Source organism: Streptomyces sp. MS06 (assembly GCF_047200655.1).
GTDB lineage: Bacteria > Actinomycetota > Actinomycetes > Streptomycetales > Streptomycetaceae > Streptomyces.
Genome location: NZ_JBJZOJ010000023.1, coordinates 59,709 through 81,180, shown reverse-complemented (window position 1 = coordinate 81,180; position 21,472 = coordinate 59,709). Strand labels below are relative to the sequence as shown.

Sequence of the window (21,472 nt, the reverse complement as noted above, 5' to 3'; positions counted from 1 at the left end):
TCGGGCGTTACGCCCGTACATTGCGATTGCGGGCGTAACGGGACCAGTGACCGCAAGGGTCAGGAAAGCCGCTTCAGCAGCACCGCGGACGCCACCGGTCGCGCGCCGGCCCGGGCCACCCCGTCGGCCACCTCCCGGTCGGTGGAGGCGACGATGACGGGCCTGCCGGGCGGCTCGGCCCTCACGAGCTGCCGGATCAGCTCGTCCGCGGTCACCCCCGGCTTGGAGAACAGCACCCGCACCCCGCGCGGCGGCGCGAGCAGCACCGGCGCGGCCAGCTCGGCGCCGTCGAAGACGCAGGTGACCTCGGCGCCGGTCTGCGCGGCCAGCTGGGAGAGCTGGCCGAGCAGCCGGAGCCGCTGCTTCTCCAGCGGCATCTGCGGATAGCCGGTCTTGGTGACGTTGTACCCGTCGACGACCAGGTGCGCCTGCGGCAGCGCCAGCAACTGGTCCAGGATGGCCGGGTCGTGCTCGGACAGCGCCCGCGCGGCGATGTCCTTCGGGGTCATCCGACCCGGCTCGACGGCGTCCACGGTCTCCGCGGGCCGCACCGAGACCGGCGGCAGCGCCAGCTCCCGGCGCAGGCCCTGGGTGGCGTCCAGCAGGGTGTCCAGCAGCAGCCGGACCCGCATGTCCTCGACACTGCGTCCCTCGCGCGCCGCCCTGCGGGTGGCCTCCAGGGCGGCCTCCGCCTCGCCGAGGCGCGCCCTGAGCCGGCGGGACTCGCTCTCGGCGGCGGACACCTGCGCCTGCCCCTCGGCGCGTGCGGCCTCCGTCTCCGCCCGCTGCTTGCGTAGCGCCGCCTCGCCGCGCTTGATGTCGCTGTGCGCGGCGCGCAGCTTGCGCTGAAGCGATTCCGCTTCCTTCCTGGCCGCGTCCAGTTCCTGGCGCAGGTGCTCGGTCTCGGTCCGGGTCTGGTCGCGGGCCCGGTCCAACTGCTCGCGCAGCCGCTCCAGCTCGGCGCGGGCCTCCTCCTCGACGCGTTCGGCGTCGGCCCGCTGGGCCTCCTCACCGGCCGCGGCCACCAGCTTGACCCAGCCCGCGGGCCGCAGCATGTAGGCGGCGGCCGCCACGTCGAGCGGATCCGCGGCCGGAGGCGGCGAGCCGGAGTCCACGGCGCCGGCGAGTTCCGGCTGGGCCTGTCTGAACCGCTCCCCGATGCGCTGCCGGAACACCGCGTCGGTCTCCACGGCGGCGGCCATGGCGTTGCCGGCGAACTTGGCCCGCCGGCTGGGTGTGAACCGGGCGTACTGCCTGAGCTGGGTGGGCAGTTCGCCGAGGGTCAGGTCGCCGAAGCCGTCCGCGACGATCTGGACGATCCGGCGCCGCACTCCGTCGGACAGCGGACGGTCGAGCACCTCAGCGGCGCCGTCGTCCGGCTCCCCGCCCGCGCTCTCCACCATCCGTCACCTCATCACTGTCGTGCCCGATCCCGCGCGGCGCTCGTCCGCGCCGGTCCGCTCCGGTCAGGAGTCCGTGCTGGGCCTGTCCACCAGCTCCACCTGGTCCACGGCGTTGCACCAGCGGCAGCGCACCGACTCGATGGTCTCACTGAGCACCTCGCGCTCCTCGACCTTCGGCTCACCGGCCAGGTCGAGGTGGACGTACTCGACGACCTTCGACGAGCGGGTCACGTCGAAGCGGGTGAGATTGCCGCAGAGGGTGCAGCGCCACCGCGTCGTGGCGGTCGGCAGGGGAACCGTCATCGACTGTCCACTTTCCTTCCGGTGTCAGTTCCAGTGTCGGGGATGCCCGGGCCATGCCCGCGCATGTGGCTCGTAACCCTACGGCCTGGCGGCAACCCGCCGCCCATCCGTCCATGACGGCGAGGCGGCCCGGCCCGGTGCGTCCCGTTACGCCATGCTCTGTAACCATGATCGGCGACTGGATCACGAGGGCGGGCGGAACGGCCGGAGCGAGGTGGCGGCCGTCGGCGCCGGTGACGTACGGGCTGATCGCCGCGTGCTGCCTGGTCTTCCTGGTGGGCCCGGCCTCGGGCCTGAACCCGGCCTACGGCACCGGCGACGCGCTGCTCACCGCGCAGCGCGCCTACTTCCGGCACTGGGGCGTGGTCCCGGCCGAACTGTTCCAGGGCTCCGCCGGGGCGGCGCTCACCCCGGCGACGGCGCTGTTCGTCCACGGAAGCTGGGTGCACCTGCTGGGCAACATGCTCTTCCTCTACGTCTTCGGCGCGATGGCCGAGGAACGGATGGGCCGCGTCCGGTTCACCCTGTTCTACGTCGGCTGCGGCTACCTGGCCCTGCTGGGCTTCGCCGCCGCCAACGCGGGATCCGAGCAGTCGCTGGTCGGGGCGTCCGGGGCGATCTCCGCGGTCCTCGGCGCGTTCCTCTACCTGTTTCCCCACGCCCGGGTGACCAGTCTCCTGCCGTTCCTGTTCTTCCTGCCGCTGCGCTTCCCGGCCTGGGTCGTGCTGCCGTTCTGGGCGGTCCTGCAGTGGCTGGCCGCCGGCCGGGCCCCCCAGGGACCCGGTGTGGCCTACCTGGCCCACCTGGTCGGCTTCGGCCTGGGCCTCGGCTACGCGTGGGCGCGGTTCCGCCGTCCTACTAGAGTGAGGCCCGCCCCTGCTCCGGCCCCCGAGGGAGAGAACCAGACGTGATCACCGCGATCGTCCTCATCAAGACCAGCGTGGACCGGATTCCGGAGATCGCCGAGCAGATCGCCGCGCTGGACAGCGTCAGCGAGGTGTTCTCGGTGACCGGCACCTACGACCTGATCGCCATGGTCCGGGTCCGGCAGCACGAGGACCTCTCCGAGGTCATCCCCGGGCGGATCAGCAAGATCCCCGGCGTCGAGGGCACCGACACCCACGTGGCCTTCCGCACCTACTCCCAGCACGATCTGGAGGCGGCCTTCGCCATCGGGCTGGACTCCTGACGCACACCGGCCCGTCCGCGTTCCGGGCGTCCGCGTTCCGCCCGCCCGGGGCGGCCGGAACCGGCGCGCCGGCGGGACCGCTCCGGGCCGGAGCGGCAGGCGGGCGGGGACGCTCTACGGCCGGTCGGCCGCGGCGGGCCGGTCGGCCGGGGCGGGCCGGTTCCCCGGAGCGGGCCGGTTCCCCGGAGCGGGCCGGTTCCCCGGGACGGGCCGGGCGGCCGCCGGACCGCGGCGGGCCAGCTCCCGCACGGCGCGCACGAACCGCTCCAGGTGCTCGTCGGGCGTGCCCGCGCCGAAGCTCACCCGGACCGCGTTGAGGGAGCCGGCCGGACTCTCGGCCCCGCACTCCCCCGGGACGCCGGAACCGCCGCCCAGCAGGAGGCGGACCAGCGGGTGGGCGCAGAACAGTCCGTCGCGGACGCCGATGCCGTACTCGTCGGAGAGCGCGGCGGCCAGCTCCGAACCGTCCCAGCCGGCGACGACGAAGGACAGGACCCCGACGCGCGGGGCGTCGGCGCCGAACTGCGACAGCAGCCGCACCTGCTCCACCCCGGCCAGCCCTTCCCGCACCCTCCCGATCAGGTACTGCTCACGGGCCACCAGGGCGTCCCAGCCGGCCGCGGTGAGCGCGCGGCAGGCGGAGGCGACGGCGTGCGCGCCGATGACGTTCGGGGAGCCGGCCTCGTGCCGGGCGGCGCCGTCCCGCCACTCCACGTGCACCGCGCCGTCCGCGCGCCGGACGACGCTCCGGCTGGCGCCGCCGCCCGCGAGGTAGGGCTCGGCCGCGTCCAGCCAGTCGGTGCGTCCGGCCAGGACACCCGCGCCGAACGGGGCGTACAGCTTGTGCCCGGAGAAGGCGACCCAGTCCACGTCGAGATCGCGGACGGACACCGGGTGGTGCGGGGCGAGCTGCGCGGCGTCCAGGACGATGCGGGCGCCGTGCGCGTGCGCGGCCGCGGCGAGTTCCCGTACCGGCCACAGCTCGCCGGTGACGTTGGAGGCGCCGGTGACGCACACCAGGACCGGACCGGGCCGCCCGTCCTCGGCCAGGGCCCGCTCCAGGGTCCGCACGGCCTGCCGCGGGCCGCGCGGGGCGTCGAGGACGGTGACCCGCGCGTGCCGCCAGGGCAGCAGCGCGGCATGGTGTTCGGACTCGAAGACGAGGACCCGGCAGTCGGCCGGCAGCGCGGCCGCCAGCAGGTTGAGGGAGTCGGTGGTGGAGCGGGTGAAGACCACCTGGTCGGTGTCCCGGCAGTCGAGGAAGCCGGCGACCGTGCGCCGGGCGTTCTCGAACAGGTCGGTGGACAGCCGGGAGAGGCGGCCGGCTCCGCGGTGGACGCTGGCGTAGTACGGCGCGTAGGCCGCCACGTCGTCCCAGACCCGCTGCAGCGCCGGGGCACTGGCGGCGTAGTCCAGGGCGGCGTACCCGGCTTCCCCGCCAGCGGCGAGCGGGACGCGGACATCGCGGCCGAGGACGGGCAGCGGCGCACCGACGGTCGGGGCGGCGGGGGCGGGGGCGAGGGAGGGGGTGGCGGCGGTCCGTGCGGTGGCGGCGGAGGCGGTGCGGGTGGCGGCGAGGGCGGGGAAGGACATGGCGGGCTCCCGTGAGGCAGGCGGAGGGGCCTCGCGGGCACGGAGCGGCGCGCGAGGCGGGGAAGGGCCGGCTGGGGGGAGTTTCGAGAGTCCGGTGCGGTGCCCGCGGTGTCCGGTGCGCGCTCTCGGCGTGCCGGACGACAGCCCTCGTAGGCGATGGACTCGGGCTTTCGGCGGATGCGGGGAGCGGGGGCGCCTCCCACGCCCTCGGGGCGGTGGGGAGCGCGGTGGGGCGCCGCGGGTGCGGTGCGGGGCTCTCGAAACGTCCCCTAGCGCATTCGCTTGCTCATGGAAGGCTCCTCGACGACCAGGACCCCTGGTGACGCGAGGGGTCCGCGCTTGCCGCAGACCTCGCTGACTGCGGCCTGGTCCTCACCCGGGGCACCCCGCCACGGACGGAGGGTTGCCGGACAGCCGGCCGGGGCCGAGTGGCTGTCGCTCATGACCTGCCGAGGAACGTACGCGAAGAGATCGCGGCCCCGCAAGCCGTGTCCGGATCGCGGGACCGCCGACCGAGCGGTGTCAGGCGTTGCTGACGGCCACCCAGCGCTCCAGCGCCCGCTTCGCCGCCCCCGAGTCGACGGACTCCGCCGCGCGCTCCATACCTGCGCGGAGCTGCTCCGCCAGGGGCGCCCCGGTGGGCTCCAGAGCGACCAGGGCGGCCGCCGAGTTCAGCAGCACCGCGTCCCGCACCGGGCCCCGCTCCCCGTCCAGCAGACGGCGGGCCACCTCGGCGTTGTAGGAGGCGTCGGCACCGCGCAGCGCCTCGATCGGGACGAGGTCGATGCCGACGTCCCGCGGGTCGAACGCCTCCTCCTCGACCTTGCCGTCCCGCACCACCCAGACCCGGGAGGTGGCGGTGGTGGTCAGCTCGTCCAGTCCGTCGTCGCCGCGGAAGACGAGCGAGGAGTGGCCGCGCCCGGCGAAGACACCGGCCACGATGGGCGCCATGCGCGGGTCCGCGACGCCGACCGCCTGCGCCCTCACCTTCGCCGGGTTCGTCAGCGGGCCGAGGAAGTTGAAGACGGTGCGGATGCCCAGCTGCCCGCGGGCGGCACCGACGTGCCGGAGCGCGGGGTGGAACTTCACCGCGAAGCAGAAGGTGATGCCGGCCTCCTCGGCGACCTCGGCCACCCGCTGCGGCGTCAGCTCCAGGTTGACTCCGAGCTTCTCCAGGACGTCGGAGGCGCCGGAGGCGGAGGAGGCGGCCCGGTTGCCGTGCTTGACGACCTTCGCCCCGGTGCCGGCGACCACGATCGCGGACATGGTGGAGACGTTGACCGTCTTGGCGCCGTCGCCGCCGGTGCCGACGATGTCGACGGTGCGGCCCGGCACCTCGATCACGTTGGCGTGCTCGTACATCGTGCGCACGCAGCCGGAGATCTCCTCGACGGTCTCGCCCTTGGCGCGCAGGGCGACCGCGAAGCCGGCGATCTGCGCGTCGGTGGCCTCGCCGCGCATCATCCGGTCCATCGCCCAGGCCGTCTCGTCCGCGCTCAGATCACGTCCGTCGAGCAGGCCGTTCAGCACGGCGGGCCAGGAACGGCCCGCCGCGGTGTCGCCTCCAGCGGGGGTCACAGCGCTCATCAGCCGCTCCTGGTCGTCGTAGAAGGCCGGGGCCCCCAGCCTATCCAGCCCCGGACACGGCGAAGGACCCCGTCCGCAGACCGGACGGGGTCCCTCACTCGTGGCGTGGCGACGCCGGGGCGATCAGTGGTGGCCGTGGCCGCTCGTGATCTCCCTGTATTCCTCGACAGTGGGCTTGGTGACCTGGGAGTCCTCCCCGAAGTACGCGGCGGTGACCTTGGCGCGCAGCTTCTCGGAGCCCTTCACCTTGCGCTCGACGCCGTTCTCGTCGACCGTCGGGCCGATCTCCGTCGGCTGGTACTGCTCGTGCGCGGTGAGTGTGTACAGCTGCTCCTGGCTGAGCTGCTCGTGCACCTCGATGAACTCACCGTGCGGCAGCCGCTTGATGGTGCCGGTCTCGCGACCGTGCAGCACCTTCTCGCGGTCCCGGCGCTGCAGGCCGAGGCAGATCCGCTTGGTGGCGAGGAAGGCCAGCACCGGACCGACGAAGAAGAAGATCCGGACGAACCAGGTCACCGCGTTGATCGACAGGTGGAAGTGGGTGGCCCACAGGTCGTTGCCGCCGCCGACCAGCAGGGTCAGGTAGACGGTCATCCAGGCGACGCCGAGACCGGTACGGGTCGGAGCGTTGCGCGGGCGGTCCAGGATGTGGTGCTCGCGCTTGTCGCCGGTGACCCAGGCCTCGATGAACGGGTAGACCGCGATCGCCACCAGGACCAGCGGGAAGATCACCAGCGGGATGAACACGCCCAGGACGAGCGTGTGGCCCCAGAAGTTGACCTCCCAGCCCGGCATGAACCGGATCAGGCCCTCGGAGAAGCCCATGTACCAGTCGGGCTGGGCGCCGGTGGACACCTGGTCCGGCCGGTAGGGGCCCATCGCCCAGATCGGGTTGATCTGGGCGACCGCGGAGATGACCGCGATGACGCCGAAGACCAGGAAGAAGAAGCCGCCCGCCTTCGCCATGTACACGGGCAGCAGCGGCATGCCGACGACGTTCTTGTTCGACTTGCCGGGGCCCGCGAACTGCGTGTGCTTGTGGTAGAAGACCAGGATCAGGTGGCCGACCACCAGGCCGAGCATGATGCCCGGCAGCAGCAGGATGTGGATCGAGTAGAACCGGGCCACGAAGTCGCCGCCCGGGAACTGGCCGCCGAACAGGAAGAACGACAGGTACGTGCCGACGATCGGCACGGACAGGATCGCGCCCTCCATGAAGCGGACGCCGGTGCCGGACAGCAGGTCGTCGGGGAGCGAGTAGCCGGTGAAGCCGGTGAACATGCCCAGGACGAACAGCAGGAAGCCGAACAGCCAGTTGACCTCGCGCGGCTTGCGGAACGCGCCGGTGAAGAACACGCGCATCATGTGCACGAACATGCCCGCGAGGAAGATCAGCGCGGCCCAGTGGTGGATCTGCCGGATGAGCAGGCCACCGCGCACGTCGAAGGAGATGTGCAGGGTCGAGCTGAAGGCCTCGGACATCAGCTGCCCCTGGAGCGGGACATAGCTGCCGTGGTACTCCACCTCGTTCATCGACGGGTGGAAGAACAGCGTCAGATAGACACCCGTCAGGATGATGATGATGAAGCTGTACAGGCAGACTTCACCCAACATGAACGACCAGTGGTCGGGGAAGATCTTGCGCATGTTGGCCTTGGCCAGGGAGTAGATCCCCAGGCGGCCGTCGGCCCAGTCGGCGACGCGCTCGCCGGCCGGTGCCTTCCCGCGCGAGCGGGACTCGGGGGTTGTCGTAGTGCTCATCCGCGCTCCCAGAATGCAGGACCGACAGGCTCTTCGAAGTCGCCGAGCGCCTCGAGGTAGCCCTGGTCGTTCACGCCGATGCGCAGCTGCGGCAGGGCGTGACCGGCGGGACCGAAGATCACGCGGGCACCGTCGGAGAGGTCGAAGGTGGACTGGTGGCAGGGGCACAGCACGTGGTGCGTCTGCTGCTCGTACAGCGAGATCGGGCAACCGACGTGCGTGCAGATCTTGGAGTACGCCACGACGCCCTCGTGCGACCACTCCAGCTCGCGCTTGTCCTTGATGTCCTCCGGCTGCAGCCGGATGATCATCAGGGCCGCCTTGGCGATCTGGGTCTGGAAGTCCTCGTCGGTCTCCTCCAGGCCCTCGGGCTTGGCGAAGGTCAGCGAGCCGACCGCCACGTCGGACGGGCGCAGCGGCTCGTTGGTGTTCATGTTGACGAGCAGCTTGCCCTTGGACCACAGGGTGTGGCGCAGCTTGTCGTGGGGCAGCGGGCCGAGGTCGCGCAGCAGCATGACGCCGGAGAGCGGCACCAGGGTCAGCGCGCCGAACATCGTGTTGCGGATCAGCTTCCGCCGGCCGAGCGCGGACTCCTTGGCGCCCTCCGCGAAGTCCGCGTGCACCTTCGCGCGGACCTCCGGGGCGGCCTCGATCGGGTGGCGCTCGTCGGCGACCTCCGCGTCGGACATCAGCGTGCGGGCCCAGTGGACGGCGCCCGCGCCGATGCAGAACAGCGCCGCGCCGAGGGTCAGGCCCAGGGCGAAGTTGAGCGCGCTGACGTGCCCGAACGGGAAGATGAAGACCGACTTGTCGTGCGGGATCGACACGTACGAGGCGATGAAGCCGACGGTGGCCAGCATCGACACCGTGAACAGCAGGGCGACCGTGCGCTCGGACCGCTTGGCGGCCCGCTCGTCGATGTCCTGGATCCGGCTCTCGTGGGGCGGCAGGCCCGGGTCGGCGAACGGGTTCTTCTCGTCCGCCACGTCGACCGCGCCGTGCGCGTGCTCCGCCTCGGCGGGCAGGTTCTCTTCTGGAATGTCTTGGCTACTCATGACTTCTTGGCCTTTGCGGTCCGAGCGGCGACCCAGACGGCGACCGCGATCAGCGCACCGAGGCCGAAGATCCACGCGAACAGGCCCTCGCTGACCGGCCCGAGGCCGCCCAGTTCCAGACCGCCGGGGTTCACCGTCTCGCTGCTGTCGACCGCGTTCAGGTACGCGATGATGTCCTTCTTGTTCTGCTCCGACATCGTCGTGTCGGGGAACGACGGCATGCTCTGCGGGCCGGTGAGCATGGCCTCGTAGATGTGCTTGGGTGCCACGTTCTCCAGCGTCGGTGCGTACTTGCCGTGGGTCAGCGCACCGCCCTTGCCGGTGAAGTTGTGGCACTGGGCGCAGTTGGTGCGGAACAGTTCGCCGCCCTTGGCGATGTCGGCGCCCTCGGGCGAGTACTGCTGCTTGGTGGGCACGGCCGGGCCGGCGCCCAGCGAGGCGATGTACGCCGCGAGCTGGTCGATCTCGGCCTGCGAGTACTGGACCCGCTTCTTCGGGACCTGCGCGCCCGCGGACGTCGCGGCGGGCATCCGGCCGGTGCCGACCTGGAAGTCGACGGCCGCGGCACCGACGCCGATCAGGCTAGGACCGTCGGAGCTGCCCTGACCGCCGGTGCCGTGGCAGCTGGCGCAGCCCACGGAGTACAGCTTCTGGCCCTCTTCGATGGCGAGGGACTGGGCGGTTTCGTCGGCCTGTGCCTTGGTCGCGGGTGCGAACGCGGCGTACAGCCCCCCCGTGGCCGCCAGCGCGAGGAGTAGGACGACGACCGCCGCCAGCGGATGGCGTCGTCGTGCGGAGAGCTTTTTCACGGATTACCCCGGTGTCAGGATCTTCTGCGTCGATGCTTCTGGTGGTGCGTTTCTCGGAACGCGCGGGGGATCGGGCCCGGCTACTGGATCAGGTAGATCGTGGCGAAGAGGCCGATCCAGACGACATCGACGAAGTGCCAGTAGTAGGACACGACGATGGCGGCGGTGGCCTGCTCATGAGTGAACCTCTTGGCCGCGTAGGTGCGCCCGAGGACCAGCAGGAAGGCGATGAGTCCGCCCGTCACGTGGAGGCCGTGGAAGCCGGTGGTCAGGTAGAAGACCGAGCCGTAGGGGTCGGAGGACAGCGAGATGCCGTCGTTCCTGACCAGCTCGGTGTACTCGAAGACCTGACCACCGATGAAGATCGCACCCATGATGAAGGTGACGATGAACCAGCCCCGGAGCTTCTTCACGTCCCCGCGCTCGGCTGCGAACACGCCGAGCTGGCAGGTGAGCGAGGAGAGCACCAGGATCGTGGTGTTCACGGAGGAGAAGGGGACGTTCAGCGCGTCCGCCATCTCTTTCCAGTGATCGGGACCCGTCACCGATCGCAGGGTGAAGTACATCGCGAAGAGGGCCGCGAAGAACATCAGCTCGGAACTCAGCCAGATGATGGTTCCGACGCTGGTGAGGTTCGGCCGGTTGACCGACGGGTGCGCGTGCCCGGTATCTACTGTCGTTGCTGTCGCCACGACCGACATTATGTCGGTCGCTTATCCCGCCCTCACTCCGGGGGGTGCCGTTCGGAGTGTCTCTGCCGTCCGTACTGGTGCTGACGTGGTGTTCGTGGGAGTAGCATCCGCTCAACGGGCCTGTCCTTACGACGCTGACGTCACGGAGGAACAATGCAGCCGACCGCCACGGTGCTGGTCTACAGCGACGACTCCAACACCCGGGAGCAGGTGCGGTTGGCCTGCGGTCGGCGGCCGTCCCCGGACGCTCCGCTGGTGGAGTTCCTGGAGTGCGCGACGCCCGCCGCGGTGCTGCGGGAGCTGGACAGGGGCGGTATCGACGTCTGCGTGCTGGACGGCGAGGCCGTGCCCATGGGCGGTATGGGCGTCTGCAGGCAGATCAAGGACGAGGTGTTCCACTGCCCGCCGGTGCTGCTGCTCATCGGGCGGCCGCAGGACGCCTGGCTGGCGACGTGGAGCCGGGCGGACGCGGCGGTGACGCTGCCGGTGGAGCCGGTGGAGTTCGCGGGTGCCCTGGCGGGTCTGCTGCGCCGGCCGCGGCTGGCGAGCGCCTGAGACATCCCGCGTCGACGGCACGGTCCGCCGTGGGGCGGCTCAGAGCGCCGCGGGCCGCAGTCTCGCCCGGGCCCGGGTGTCGGAGCCCTGCTGCTGCGCGGCGACCAGCGCACTGCCCTGGCGCCACTTCGCCCAGCTCAGGTTCCAGTCGCCGAAGCCGTTGCCGAAGGGTTCCATCGTGTCGCCGTCGCTGTTGACGACCTTGACGATGTCGCCCTTGCGGAAGGTGTCGAAGAACCACTCGGCGTTGGCGGTGCTCATGCCGGTGCAGCCGTGGCTGACGTTGGCGTAGCCCTGGGAGCCGACCGACCAGGGCGCCGCGTGGACGTACTCGCCGCTCCAGGTGACCCGGGTGGCCCAGTGGACGGGCAGGTCGTAGGACTCCGAGGAGCCCGCGGCTATGCCGATGCTGGTGCTGCGCATCCGGACCAGGCTCTGCTTGCCCAGGACGACCTTGATGCCGTTGCGGGTGTCGAAGCCGGGCTTGCCGGTGGTGACCGGGACGCTCTTGACCTCCTCTCCGTTCTTGTACACCGTGAGCGAGTGCTCGGCGGCGTCCGTGACGGCGACGAGCCGGTCGCCGGTGGTGAGCTGGAGGGGCTTGGAGCTGCCGCCCCGCAGGCGGTCGCCGATGCGTATGCCGTCCAGGGCGCTGTGCACGCGGATGGTGGCGTGGGCCGGCCAGTACTCCTGCGGGCGGTAGTGGAGTTCCTTGTCGTTCACCCAGTACCAGGAGCCGGCGACGGCGGGGCTGGAGTCGACCTTCAGCGCGCCCTCGACGACGGCGCGCTGGGCCGGGTCCTTGATCGGCGCGCTCAGTTCGGCGGTGACCGGCTGGCCCACCCCGTAGGCGCCGGCCTCGGGGCCGAAGGCGACGGTGAGTGTCTTCTTGGCGGTGGGGCTGCCGGTGTCGAAGGTGAGGACCTTGCGGCCGGGGGCGCCGTCCCCGTCCTCGGTGCTCACCCGCAGCGTGTAGTGGGCTCCTGCGGCCAGCGGCACGGTGCTGTGCCATCGGGTGCCGTCGGCGGAGAGTTCGCCCGCCACGTAGCGCCCTGCGGCGTCCCTGGCGGTGACGTCCGTGATCCGGCCGTCACCGTGCTGGGCGGTGACCACCAGGGGTTTGTCGGGGTCGACCTTCTTGCCGTCGCCCGAGGGGCCGTTGAAGGCGATCTGGTCCGCCGCGTCGTACGGGCGGGAGGAGAGCGGGTCGCCGTCCGAACTGCAGGCCGTGGCGCCCGCGCAGAGGGCGGTCACCAGCAGCGTGCAGCCGACGACGAGGCGAGGACGGGGGTGGATGCTCATGGCTTCACGCTAGGAAGCTTCGTCCACCGCGGCGCGCCGGGTGACACGGACGGGTTAACCGGATTGCGGCAAACGCGTGAGCCCGGACCCTCCTGACGGAGCGTCCGGGCTCATCGGTGCGCGGGGCGTGCTACTGGGTGCGGTTCTCACCGCGGTAGTACTCGAACACCCATCCCCACAGGCCGACCACGATGATCGGGGCGGCGAAGTAGATCAGCCACCAGCCGACCGCGATGCTGAGGAAGGCGATGGCGCCGCCGGTCCCCAGCGCGAGCGGCTGCCAGCTGTGCGGGCTGAAGAAGCCCAGCTCGCCCGCGTCGTCCGCGACGTCGGCCTCCTTGTTGTCCTGGGCGCCGGTGTCGACCCGCTTGGCCGTGAAGCCCAGGTAGAAGCCGACCATGATGGACAGGCCGAAGGCGAGGAACAGGGCGGTGGTGCCGGCCGGTTCCTTGGACCAGACGCCGTAGACGACCGCCACGAGGAGGAGGAAGACGCTCAGCCAGATGAACATCCTGCCCTGGATCTTCACTTGCCGGCCTCCTTGCTGCCCGCGATGGCCTTGTCACCGTGGCCGGCGAGCGCGAGCTGCTCCAGCTCGTTGATCTCCGGGTGGTGCAGGTCGAACGCCGGGGATTCGCTGCGGATCCGCGGCAGGGTGAGGAAGTTGTGCCGCGGCGGCGGGCAGGAGGTCGCCCACTCCAGGGAGCGGCCGTAGCCCCACGGGTCGTCGACGCCGACCTGCTTGCCGTACTTGGAGGTCTTCCAGACGTTGTAGAGGAACGGCAGTATCGACGCGCCGAGCACGAACGAGAAGATCGTCGAGACCGTGTTCAGGGCGGTGAACCCGTCGGCCGCCAGGTAGTCGGCGTACCGGCGCGGCATGCCCTCGGCGCCCAGCCAGTGCTGCACCAGGAAGGTGCCGTGGAAGCCGGTGAACAGCGTCCAGAAGGTGATCTTGCCGAGGCGCTCGTCGAGCATCTTGCCGGTCCACTTCGGCCACCAGAAGTGGAAGCCGGCGAACATCGCGAAGACGACGGTGCCGAAGACCACGTAGTGGAAGTGGGCCACCACGAAGTACGAGTCGGAGACGTGGAAGTCCAGCGGCGGGGCCGCCAGGATGACGCCGGTCAGACCACCGAAGATGAAGGTGATCAGGAAGCCGGTCGACCACAGCATCGGGGTCTCGAAACTCAGCGACCCCTTCCACATGGTGCCGATCCAGTTGAAGAACTTCACGCCGGTCGGGACGGCGATGAGGAACGTCATGAAGGAGAAGAACGGCAGGAGCACACCGCCGGTGACGTACATGTGGTGCGCCCACACGGTCACGGACAGACCGGAGATCGCGATGGTCGCCGCGATCAGGCCCATGTAGCCGAACATCGGCTTGCGGCTGAAGACCGGGATGATCTCCGAGATGATGCCGAAGAACGGCAGGGCGATGATGTACACCTCTGGATGGCCGAAGAACCAGAAGAGGTGCTGCCAGAGCAGTGCGCCGCCGTTCGCCGGGTCGAAGACGTGCGCGCCGAACTTGCGGTCCGCCTCCAGGGCGAACAGCGCGGCCGCCAGGACCGGGAAGGCCAGCAGGACCAGGACCGCGGTCAGCAGCACGTTCCACACGAAGATCGGCATGCGGAACATGGTCATGCCGGGGGCGCGCATGCAGATGATCGTGGTGATGAAGTTGACCGAGCCGAGGATGGTGCCGAAGCCGGAGAAGGCCAGGCCCATGATCCACATGTCACCGCCGATGCCCGGCGAGTGCACCACGTCGGACAGCGGCGAGTAGGCGAACCAGCCGAAGTCGGCGGCGCCGTCCGGGGTGAGGAAACCGCCGACCGCGATCAGCGAGCCGAACAGGTACAGCCAGTAGGCGAACATGTTCAGCCGCGGGAACGCGACGTCGGGCGCGCCGATCTGCAGCGGCATGATCCAGTTCGTGAAGCCGGCGAACAGCGGCGTCGCGAACATCAGCAGCATGATCGTGCCGTGCATCGTGAACGCCTGGTTGAACTGCTCGTTCGACATGATCTGCAGTCCGGGGCGGGCCAGTTCGGCGCGCATGAACAGCGCCAGCACACCGCCGATGCAGAAGAACGCGAACGAGGTCGCCAGGTAGAGCGTTCCGATGGTCTTGTGGTCGGTGGTGGTGAGCCACTTGACCACGACGTTGCCCGGCTGCTTGCGCCGGACCGGCAGCTCGTCCTCGTAGTACGGCTTTTCGGCCGCCGAGGGTTCTTGTGGTTCGTTGACGATGCTCACAGGTTGTTCGTCTCCCGGTTCTTCTCGTGGCTCGTCTGCGCGATGCCGGCGGGAACGTAACCGGTCTGCCCCTTCTTCGCGAGGTCCTTGAGGTGCTGCTGGTAACGCTCGGGGGAGACGACCTTCACGTTGAACAGCATCCGGGAGTGGTCGACGCCGCAGAGCTCGGCGCACTTGCCGCGGAAGGTGCCCTCGTGGTCGGGGGTCACCTCGAAGGCGTTGGCGTGGCCCGGGATGACGTCCTGCTTCATCAGGAACGGCAGCACCCAGAAGGAGTGGATGACGTCGCGGGAGGTCAGGACGAAGCGCACCCGCTCGCCCTTGGGCAGCCACAGCGTCGGGCCGGGGTTGCCGGTCTCCGGGTTCTTCGTACTGGGGGTGCCGCAGGTGTAGACGCCGCCGGCGTCGGCCGGGAAGTCCTTGCGGAACCGGTCCGGGATCGCGTTCAGTTCCGGGGCGGTCTTGGCGTCGCCGGTGGAACCCTCGACCTTCTCGACGTAGTTGAAGCACCAGCTCCACTGGAAGGCGACGACGTTGACGGTGACGTCGGGGTTCTTCTTCAGTTCGAGCAGCTTCGACTCGTCCCGGGCGGTGAAGTAGAACAGCACCGAGACGATGAGGATCGGAACGACCGTGTACAGGGCCTCGATGGGGAGGTTGTAACGGGTCTGCGGAGGGACTTCCACCTTGGTGCGGCTGCGCCGGTGGAACATCGCACTCCACAGGATCAGACCCCACACCAGCACGCCGACGGCGAGCGCGGCGGCCCAGGAGCCCTGCCACAGGGAGAGGATCCGGGGAGCCTCCTCCGTGGTGGGGGTGGGCATACCAAGGCGGGGGAAGTCCTTGTATGTGCAACCGGTCGCGGTCGCCAGGACCAGGCCCGCGGTCAGTGCCTGCAGCAGCTTCCGCCGCATCGGGCGCCGCGGCGAGCGGTCGGAGCCGTTGGGACTCACGTAGCGCCTTCCCGAGAGTCTCGCCCGCGCGGTATGGCTGCGGCCTGGCCTTCTCGCTGGTCGGTCGCCGCCCTGCGTCGGGCAGGGGTTTGGATGTTTATGCGGACCAAACCCTAGCCGACGCGTTTTGGGGTCGCGCGGGGAGGGGTGGGACAACGCGCCGCGGGTCATGCCGACGGGTGGGTACGGGGTGCCGGGGGTGCCCGGATCCCGTCCGGAGGTGCGGAGCGCGCAGGTCCGGAACCGGCCGGAACCGTGCGGCCCCGCGGCGTTCTACCGTTGCGCCATGGCCTACTTCGACGCCGCGTCGTCCGCTCCCCTGCATCCCGTCGCCCGTCAGGCGCTGGTGGCCGCCCTGGACGAGGGCTGGGCCGACCCCGGGCGGCTGTACCGGGAGGGCAGGCGGGCCCGACTCCTGCTGGACGCGGCACGGGAGGCGGCGGCGGAGGCGGTGGGGTGCCGCACCGACGAACTGGCGTTCACCTCGTCGGGTACGAGCGCCGTGCACACCGGGATCGCCGGGGCGCTGGCCGGGCGGCGGCGCGTCGGACGCCACCTGATCGTGTCAGCGGTCGAACACTCCTCGGTGCTCCATTCGGCCGAGGCGCACGAGGCGGACGGGGGAACTGTCACCCGGATCGCGGTCGACCGCGCCGGGTCGGTCGCCCCACCGGTGTACACGTCGGCGCTGCGGCCGGACACCGCGCTGGCCTGCCTGCAGTCGGCCAACCACGAGGTGGGCACCGAGCAGCCGGTGGCGGAGGTCGCCGAGGCGTGCCGGCACCGCGGGGTGCCGCTGCTGGTGGACGCGGCGCAGTCGCTGGGCTGGGGTCCGGTGGCGGGCGACTGGTCCCTGCTCACCGCGAGCGCGCACAAGTGGGGCGGCCCGGCCGGGGTGGGGCTGCTCGCCGTGCGCAAGGGCGTCCGCTTCGCGGTCCGCGGTCCGGCGGACGAGCGGGAGTCGGGGCGGGCGCCCGGCTTCGAGAACCTTCCGGCGATCGTGGCGGCGGCGGCCTCGCTGCGGGCGGTGCGGGCGGAGGCCGCCCAGGAGGCCGCCCGGCTGCGGGAACTGACCGAGCGGATCCGGTCGCGGGTGCCGGGACTGGTGCCGGACGTCGAGGTGGTCGGGGACCCGGTGCGCCGGCTGCCCGGCCTGGTCACCTTCTCCTGCCTCTACGTCGACGGGGAGGCGCTGCTGCACGAGCTGGACGGCGCCGGTTTCTCCGTCTCGTCCGGATCGTCCTGCACCAGCAGCACCCTGACGCCGAGCCATGTGCTGCGGGCGATGGGCGTGCTCAGCGAGGGCAACGTACGGGTCTCGCTGCCGCCGGGCACGGCCGGCGAGGACGTGGAGCGCTTCCTGCGGGTGCTGCCCGGCGCGGTGGCGGCGGTGCGGGAGAAACTGGGGGCGCCGGATCCGGGACCCGCGGGCGCGGCGGCCGGCGAGGGGGACGTGCGGACGGTGGACGCGGTGGGCAGGCTGTGCCCGCTTCCGGTGATCGAGCTGGCGAAGGTGATCGGGAAGGTGCCGGTGGGCGGCACGGTCCGGGTCCTCGCCGACGACCCGGCCGCCCGGCTGGACATCCCGGCCTGGTGTGCGATGCGCGGCCAGGAGTACGTGGGCGAGGAGCCGGCCGGCGAGGGCGGGGCGGCGGCGTACCTGGTGCGCCGCCTGCAGTGAGCCGCCCCCGGCCACGGCACCGCGCGGGGTCGGCCGGTCCGCCGGATCGGCCGGTCCACCAGGTCGGCCGGTCCACCAGGTCGGCCGGTCCACCAGGTCGGCCGGTCCACCAGGTCGGCCGGTCCACCAGGTCGGCCGGTCCACCAGGTCGGCCGGTCCACCAGGTCGGCCGGTCCGCCGGGTCGGCCGGTCCGGCGGGTAGGCGGGTCCGGCCGCCTCGGCGACCCGGTCCCGGCCCGCCGGAGCCGGGGTGCCGCGAGCCGGGCGGTGCCGGCCACCGCACGCCCGGGGGCCGCGCCGCGGCCGCGCGCGCCCGGCGGCCGCGGGTGCGTACGGCCCGCGCGTCCGCTCCTCGCGGGGTGGACGCAGGGGCCGGACGCGGACGCGGTCGCGGTCGCGGTCGCGCGCGGCGTTGCGCGGGGCGGAGGCTTCAGGCCAGGTGGGCGCGGACCTCGGCGGCGGCCTCGTCGCCGTACGCCTTGGTGAACCGCTCCATGAAGTGCCCGCGCAGCAGCCGGTACTCCTGGGTGCCCACGGTCTCGATGACCAGCGTGGCGAGCATGCAGCCGACCTGGGCGGCCCGCTCCAGGCCGACGCCCCAGGCCAGGCCGGAGAGGAAGCCGGCCCGGAAGGCGTCGCCGACGCCGGTGGGGTCGGCCTTGCGCTCCTCGTCGGGGGTGCCGACCTCCACGGGGTCCTCACCGGCGCGCTCGATGCGCACCCCGCGCGCGCCGAGGGTGGTGACCCGGTGGCCGACCTTGGACAGGATCTCCTCGTCCGTCCAACCGGTCTTGGTCTCGATGAGGCCCTTCTCGTACTCGTTGGAGAACAGGTACGTCGCGCCGTCGAGCAGGATGCGGATCTCCTCGCCGTCCATCCGCGCGATCTGCTGGGAGAAGTCCGCGGCGAAGGGGATGTTGCGGGAGCGGCACTCCTCGGTGTGGCGGAGCATGGCCTCCGGGTCGTCGGCTCCGATGAGGACCAGTTCCAGGCCGCCGACCCGGTCGGCCACGGTCTTCAGCTCGATCAGGCGGGCCTCGCTCATCGCACCCGTGTAGAAGGAGCCGATCTGGTTGTGGTCGGAGTCCGTGGTGCACACGAAACGGGCGGTGTGCAGGGTCTCCGAGATGCGGACGGAGCCGGTGTCCACACCGTGCCGGTCCAGCCAGGCCCGGTAGTCCCCGAAGTCGGAGCCGGCGGCGCCGACCAGGACCGGCCGGGTGCCGAGCTGCCCCATGCCGAAGGCGATGTTCGCACCGACCCCGCCGCGGCGCACGTCCAGCTGGTCGACCAGGAACGACAGGGAGACCGTGTGGAGCTGGTCGGCGACCAGCTGGTCGGAGAAGCGGCCAGGGAAAGTCATGAGGTGGTCGGTGGCGATGGAGCCGGTGACTGCGATGCGCACGGCTGGACTCTCCTGGGTGGAGGGGGATTGACAGTTCACGCTACCCGGTCGAGGGGATGCCCCCAAGTGAACGAAAGTACCCGATAGTAGGTCTTTCTTCACCGGCGTGACCGTGCATACGGTGCGACCATGACGAACCTCGAACCCCTCACCCCCGCGGGCGCAGCAGTCCGCACCCCGGTCGAGCCCGAGGGCGGCCTGGAGTCGCTGCGGGGCGACTGCGCCCGGATGGTCCCCCACTGGGCCGCGCCCGACCGGGCCGCCGCGCGGCCGGTGCCCCCCGGGCTCATCCACGGAGTGACGGTGCCGGTGCGGTCGGCCCGGCTGCTGGACGCCATGTCGGACTACGGGGACTGACGCGCCCGGAGCCGACTCGGGTGCCACGGCAGGCGCTCCGAGGGGAACCGCGTGCCCCTCTCGCGCGTCCCATCGGCGTCCCCCGGAGGGGACGCGGGACGCGACCCGCACCGGGACCGCTTTGACAAGGCTCGGTCAGTCGCGTCGGGACGGCAGCGCAGTCGAAGGAGCGATGCGGTGAACACCGAGCGACCGGACAACGACGACGCGGCCGCGGAGGCCGGCGACGGGGCCGCCGCGCGGCAGCGGGAGACCGACGGCGGCCGCGACACGGAGCCCCGCACCGAGGCGGACCACGCGGAGGAGCCCCGCACCGAAGCGGATTGCGCGGAGAAGCCCCACACCGAAGCGGACCGGGCGGAGGTGCCCCGGGCGGAGGACGGGGGGTCGCCGGGCGGGCCGGACGCCGGTGGCGCGGACGACCGCCCCGCCCGGCGGCGCTCACCCGCGATCGTCGCCTCGGTCGCCGCGGCCGTGCTGCTGGTCGGCGGCGGCGGCGCCTACCTCGCCGCGCACGCCGCCGGCGGCCCGGCCGGCTCCCCCGGCGGTGCCGGCACGGGCACGGCCACCGGGACCGGCACTCCCCCGCCGCTCGCCCTGGACGGCTACCCGGCGGGCGGTACCCCGGAGACGGCCCCCGGCAACGGCATCGCACCGGGCGAGCCGAACCCGTACGGCACGACCTACCGGGCCACCGGACCGCTCCCCGCGGGCCCCGGCTCGGCACCCGTGTACTGGGCCGACGGCCAGGTGACCCGGGAGCAGGTGGCCCGCCTGGCGAAGGCCCTCGGCATCGACGGCTCACCGGTGGCCGCGGGGGGCACCTGGCAGGTCGGCCGGGGCGCGGACGGCCAGGGCCCGCTGCTCCGGGTGAACCGTGCGGCGCCGGGGGCGTGGACCTTCGCCCGCTACGCGGCGGGCACCGACGACTGCGCCCCGGGCAAGCCGGTCTGCCGCAGCTCCCCCATGAACGCGACCGTGGACCCGGTGAGCGTCGAGGCCGCGAAGAAGGCGGCCGCACCGGTGCTGAAGGCGGTCGGCCAGGACACGGCGAAGGTGGACGCGAGCCAGGTGAGGGGTGCCCGGCGGGTGGTGAACGCCGAGCCGCAGGTGGGCGGCCTGCCCACGCACGGCTGGACCACCGGGGTGGTGGTCGGCGCGCAGGGCGATGTGGTCGGCGGCAGCGGCCGGCTGACGGCTCCGGTCAAGGGCGACACGTATCCGGTGCTCGACGCGCGGCAGGCGCTGGACCTGCTGAACGCGGCGCCCGGCACCGCCGACCGGACGGGTGTCGGCGGCTGCGCCAGCCCCGTTCCGCTGAAGGACCTGCCGGGGTCGCGCTGCGGCGCCTCGACGGCCCTGCCCAAGGCGCCGAAGGAGCACACGCTCACCGTCGAGGACGCGGTGTTCGGGCTCGCGGCGCAGCGAGCGGACGGGCGGCAGGCCCTGGTTCCCTCGTGGCTGTTCACGGTGCGTGAGGCGGGTGCGGCGGACGGCTTCACCGTGGCGTACCCGGCGGTCGACCCCGACTTCCTCACCTCGCCGGCGCCCTCCGGGACGCCGTCGGCACCGCCGAGCCCGCGGCCGACCGGCCCCGGCGACCGGCCGACCGGGTCTCCGACCCGGCGCGACGTCCCGGTGGACGGCTACACGGCGACCGGCAGCGAGCTGACCGTGGCCTTCACCGGCGGGGTGTGCGCCGACTACGCGGTGACGGCGCGGGAGAGCGCGCAGCAGGTGACGGTGAAGGTGACCGCGACGACCCGGCCGGGCGAGGTCTGCATCCTGCTCGCCAAGGTGTTCCACCGGACCGTGCGGCTCGACCAGCCGCTCGGCGGCCGGACGGTGGTCGGATCGGACGGCGCGAAGATCCCGCGGGAGGACACGCAGACCATGCATCCCCTGACTCCGACGCTGCAGCGCTGAGCCCGGCGGGCGACGTGTCGGACGCACGAGGGCGGACCCGTCCCTGGGACGGGTCCGCCCTCGTGCGTGTGCCGGGCCTCCGGCTCAGCTGATCTCAGCTGAAAGAGTCGCCGCAGGCGCAGGAGCCCGTGGCGTTCGGGTTGTCGATCGTGAAGCCCTGCTTCTCGATGGTGTCGACGAAGTCGACGGTGGCACCGCCCAGGTACGGGGCGCTCATCCGGTCGGTGACGACCTTGACCCCGCCGAAGTCCTTCTCCACGTCGCCGTCGAGGGAGCGCTCGTCGAAGAAGAGCTGGTAGCGCAGGCCGGAGCAGCCGCCGGGCTGGACGGCGACGCGCAGCGCCAGGTCGTCACGGCCTTCCTGGTCGAGCAGGGCCTTGACCTTGGCCGCGGCGGCGTCGGTCAGGATGATGCCGTCGGTGACGGTGCTGGTCTCGTCCGATACGGACATCTACATCTCTCCCGGGTTGTACGGAGACTGCTTGCCGACGGGTGCAACCGGCCGGGCCGCGGATTCATTCCGGGCCCCGGACGCTCGTCCTTCGCATCCTCCGGTTCCCTCTTCATGCTCGCACATGCGGTCGGCGGCGGAAAACGTCGCGAAACGCCGGGCCGGACCGGGGGCCGCCGGGA

The 21,472-nt window shown here is 71.8% G+C and carries 20 protein-coding genes and 1 riboswitch; of the genes, 6 read left to right on the top strand and 14 right to left on the bottom strand.

Annotated elements, in window-relative coordinates; translation table 11 throughout:
- Positions 1-59 precede the first annotated feature (59 nt).
- Together ACL02U_RS15045 and ACL02U_RS15040 are read right to left on the bottom strand one after the other, a co-directional pair.
- On the bottom strand, positions 60-1,403 hold the full coding sequence (locus tag ACL02U_RS15045) for an NYN domain-containing protein (protein ID WP_412791310.1): 1,344 nt from the start codon (positions 1,401-1,403) through the stop codon (positions 60-62).
- Positions 1,404-1,466: 63 nt separating this feature from the next.
- On the bottom strand, positions 1,467-1,706 hold the full coding sequence (locus ACL02U_RS15040; protein WP_412791309.1) for a hypothetical protein: 240 nt from the start codon (positions 1,704-1,706) through the stop codon (positions 1,467-1,469).
- 167 nt (positions 1,707-1,873) lie between these two features.
- Between ACL02U_RS15040 and ACL02U_RS15035 the strand changes: the two genes are divergently transcribed.
- The gene (locus ACL02U_RS15035) at positions 1,874-2,617 is read left to right on the top strand and encodes a rhomboid family intramembrane serine protease (RefSeq protein WP_412791308.1); all 744 of its coding nucleotides are present in this window, start codon (positions 1,874-1,876) and stop codon (positions 2,615-2,617) included.
- Positions 2,614-2,895 carry an Lrp/AsnC family transcriptional regulator gene (locus ACL02U_RS15030; RefSeq protein ID WP_412791307.1) on the top strand — a complete coding sequence of 94 codons (282 nt, stop codon included), beginning with the start codon at positions 2,614-2,616 and terminating at the stop codon, positions 2,893-2,895. Before ACL02U_RS15035 ends, ACL02U_RS15030 begins: the two co-directional genes overlap by 4 nt.
- Positions 2,896-3,009: 114 nt before the next feature.
- Here ACL02U_RS15030 and ACL02U_RS15025 read toward each other — a convergent pair whose 3' ends face one another.
- The 6 genes from ACL02U_RS15025 to ACL02U_RS15000 form a co-directional block, all read right to left on the bottom strand.
- Entirely contained in the window at positions 3,010-4,488 is a 1,479-nt protein-coding gene (locus tag ACL02U_RS15025; RefSeq protein ID WP_412791306.1) for an aminotransferase class V-fold PLP-dependent enzyme, read from the bottom strand.
- Between the two features lie 330 nt (positions 4,489-4,818).
- Positions 4,819-4,935: riboswitch (SAM riboswitch) on the bottom strand.
- 75 nt (positions 4,936-5,010) lie between these two features.
- A complete protein-coding gene (trpD, locus tag ACL02U_RS15020) occupies positions 5,011-6,075 on the bottom strand; it encodes an anthranilate phosphoribosyltransferase (protein WP_412791305.1) in 1,065 nt (354 codons plus the stop codon).
- Positions 6,076-6,198: 123 nt separating this feature from the next.
- Positions 6,199-7,836, bottom strand: a complete 1,638-nt coding sequence (locus ACL02U_RS15015) for a cytochrome b (RefSeq protein ID WP_412791304.1) — start codon at positions 7,834-7,836, stop codon at positions 6,199-6,201.
- Positions 7,833-8,891 carry a Rieske 2Fe-2S domain-containing protein gene (locus tag ACL02U_RS15010; protein ID WP_412791303.1) on the bottom strand — a complete coding sequence of 353 codons (1,059 nt, stop codon included), beginning with the start codon at positions 8,889-8,891 and terminating at the stop codon, positions 7,833-7,835. Before ACL02U_RS15010 ends, ACL02U_RS15015 begins: the two co-directional genes overlap by 4 nt.
- Positions 8,888-9,700 carry a c-type cytochrome gene (locus ACL02U_RS15005; protein ID WP_412791302.1) on the bottom strand — a complete coding sequence of 271 codons (813 nt, stop codon included), beginning with the start codon at positions 9,698-9,700 and terminating at the stop codon, positions 8,888-8,890. Before ACL02U_RS15005 ends, ACL02U_RS15010 begins: the two co-directional genes overlap by 4 nt.
- An 80-nt stretch (positions 9,701-9,780) precedes the next feature.
- Positions 9,781-10,401: a heme-copper oxidase subunit III gene (locus ACL02U_RS15000; protein WP_412791301.1), complete on the bottom strand. Its 621-nt coding sequence runs from the start codon at positions 10,399-10,401 to the stop codon at positions 9,781-9,783.
- A gap of 144 nt (positions 10,402-10,545) precedes the next feature.
- On the opposite strand from ACL02U_RS15000, the gene ACL02U_RS14995 reads away from it, so the two are divergent.
- Positions 10,546-10,947 carry a hypothetical protein gene (locus ACL02U_RS14995; protein WP_412791300.1) on the top strand — a complete coding sequence of 134 codons (402 nt, stop codon included), beginning with the start codon at positions 10,546-10,548 and terminating at the stop codon, positions 10,945-10,947.
- A gap of 39 nt (positions 10,948-10,986) precedes the next feature.
- Here the strand turns inward: ACL02U_RS14995 and ACL02U_RS14990 are convergent, their stop codons facing one another.
- From ACL02U_RS14990 to coxB, 4 genes are all read right to left on the bottom strand, one after another.
- The gene (locus ACL02U_RS14990) at positions 10,987-12,249 is read right to left on the bottom strand and encodes an Ig-like domain-containing protein (RefSeq protein ID WP_412791299.1); all 1,263 of its coding nucleotides are present in this window, start codon (positions 12,247-12,249) and stop codon (positions 10,987-10,989) included.
- Positions 12,250-12,379: 130 nt separating this feature from the next.
- Complete coding sequence (locus ACL02U_RS14985) at positions 12,380-12,778, bottom strand: cytochrome c oxidase subunit 4 (RefSeq protein ID WP_412791298.1); 399 nt, start codon at positions 12,776-12,778, stop codon at positions 12,380-12,382.
- On the bottom strand, positions 12,775-14,514 hold the full coding sequence (gene ctaD / locus ACL02U_RS14980; RefSeq protein ID WP_412791297.1) for a cytochrome c oxidase subunit I: 1,740 nt from the start codon (positions 14,512-14,514) through the stop codon (positions 12,775-12,777). The genes ACL02U_RS14985 and ctaD overlap by 4 nt, the downstream gene beginning before the upstream one ends.
- Entirely contained in the window at positions 14,511-15,470 is a 960-nt protein-coding gene (gene coxB / locus ACL02U_RS14975; RefSeq protein ID WP_412791296.1) for a cytochrome c oxidase subunit II, read from the bottom strand. Before coxB ends, ctaD begins: the two co-directional genes overlap by 4 nt.
- 286 nt (positions 15,471-15,756) lie before the next feature.
- Between coxB and ACL02U_RS14970 the strand changes: the two genes are divergently transcribed.
- On the top strand, positions 15,757-17,151 hold the full coding sequence (locus tag ACL02U_RS14970) for a cysteine desulfurase/sulfurtransferase TusA family protein (RefSeq protein WP_412791295.1): 1,395 nt from the start codon (positions 15,757-15,759) through the stop codon (positions 17,149-17,151).
- 430 nt (positions 17,152-17,581) lie between these two features.
- Here ACL02U_RS14970 and ACL02U_RS14965 read toward each other — a convergent pair whose 3' ends face one another.
- Positions 17,582-18,556 (bottom strand): carbohydrate kinase family protein, encoded by a 975-nt coding sequence (locus ACL02U_RS14965; RefSeq protein WP_412791294.1) that lies wholly within the window; start codon positions 18,554-18,556, stop codon positions 17,582-17,584.
- Between the two features lie 129 nt (positions 18,557-18,685).
- Here ACL02U_RS14965 and ACL02U_RS14960 point away from each other — a divergent pair, with 129 nt between their 5' ends.
- Complete coding sequence (locus ACL02U_RS14960; RefSeq protein WP_412791293.1) at positions 18,686-18,913, top strand: hypothetical protein; 228 nt, start codon at positions 18,686-18,688, stop codon at positions 18,911-18,913.
- Between the two features lie 177 nt (positions 18,914-19,090).
- A complete protein-coding gene (locus tag ACL02U_RS14955) occupies positions 19,091-20,839 on the top strand; it encodes a hypothetical protein (protein WP_412791292.1) in 1,749 nt (582 codons plus the stop codon).
- A 94-nt stretch (positions 20,840-20,933) separates the two neighbouring features.
- Here ACL02U_RS14955 and ACL02U_RS14950 read toward each other — a convergent pair whose 3' ends face one another.
- Complete coding sequence (locus ACL02U_RS14950; RefSeq protein ID WP_076089244.1) at positions 20,934-21,290, bottom strand: iron-sulfur cluster assembly accessory protein; 357 nt, start codon at positions 21,288-21,290, stop codon at positions 20,934-20,936.
- Between the last annotated feature and the right edge of the window lie 182 nt (positions 21,291-21,472).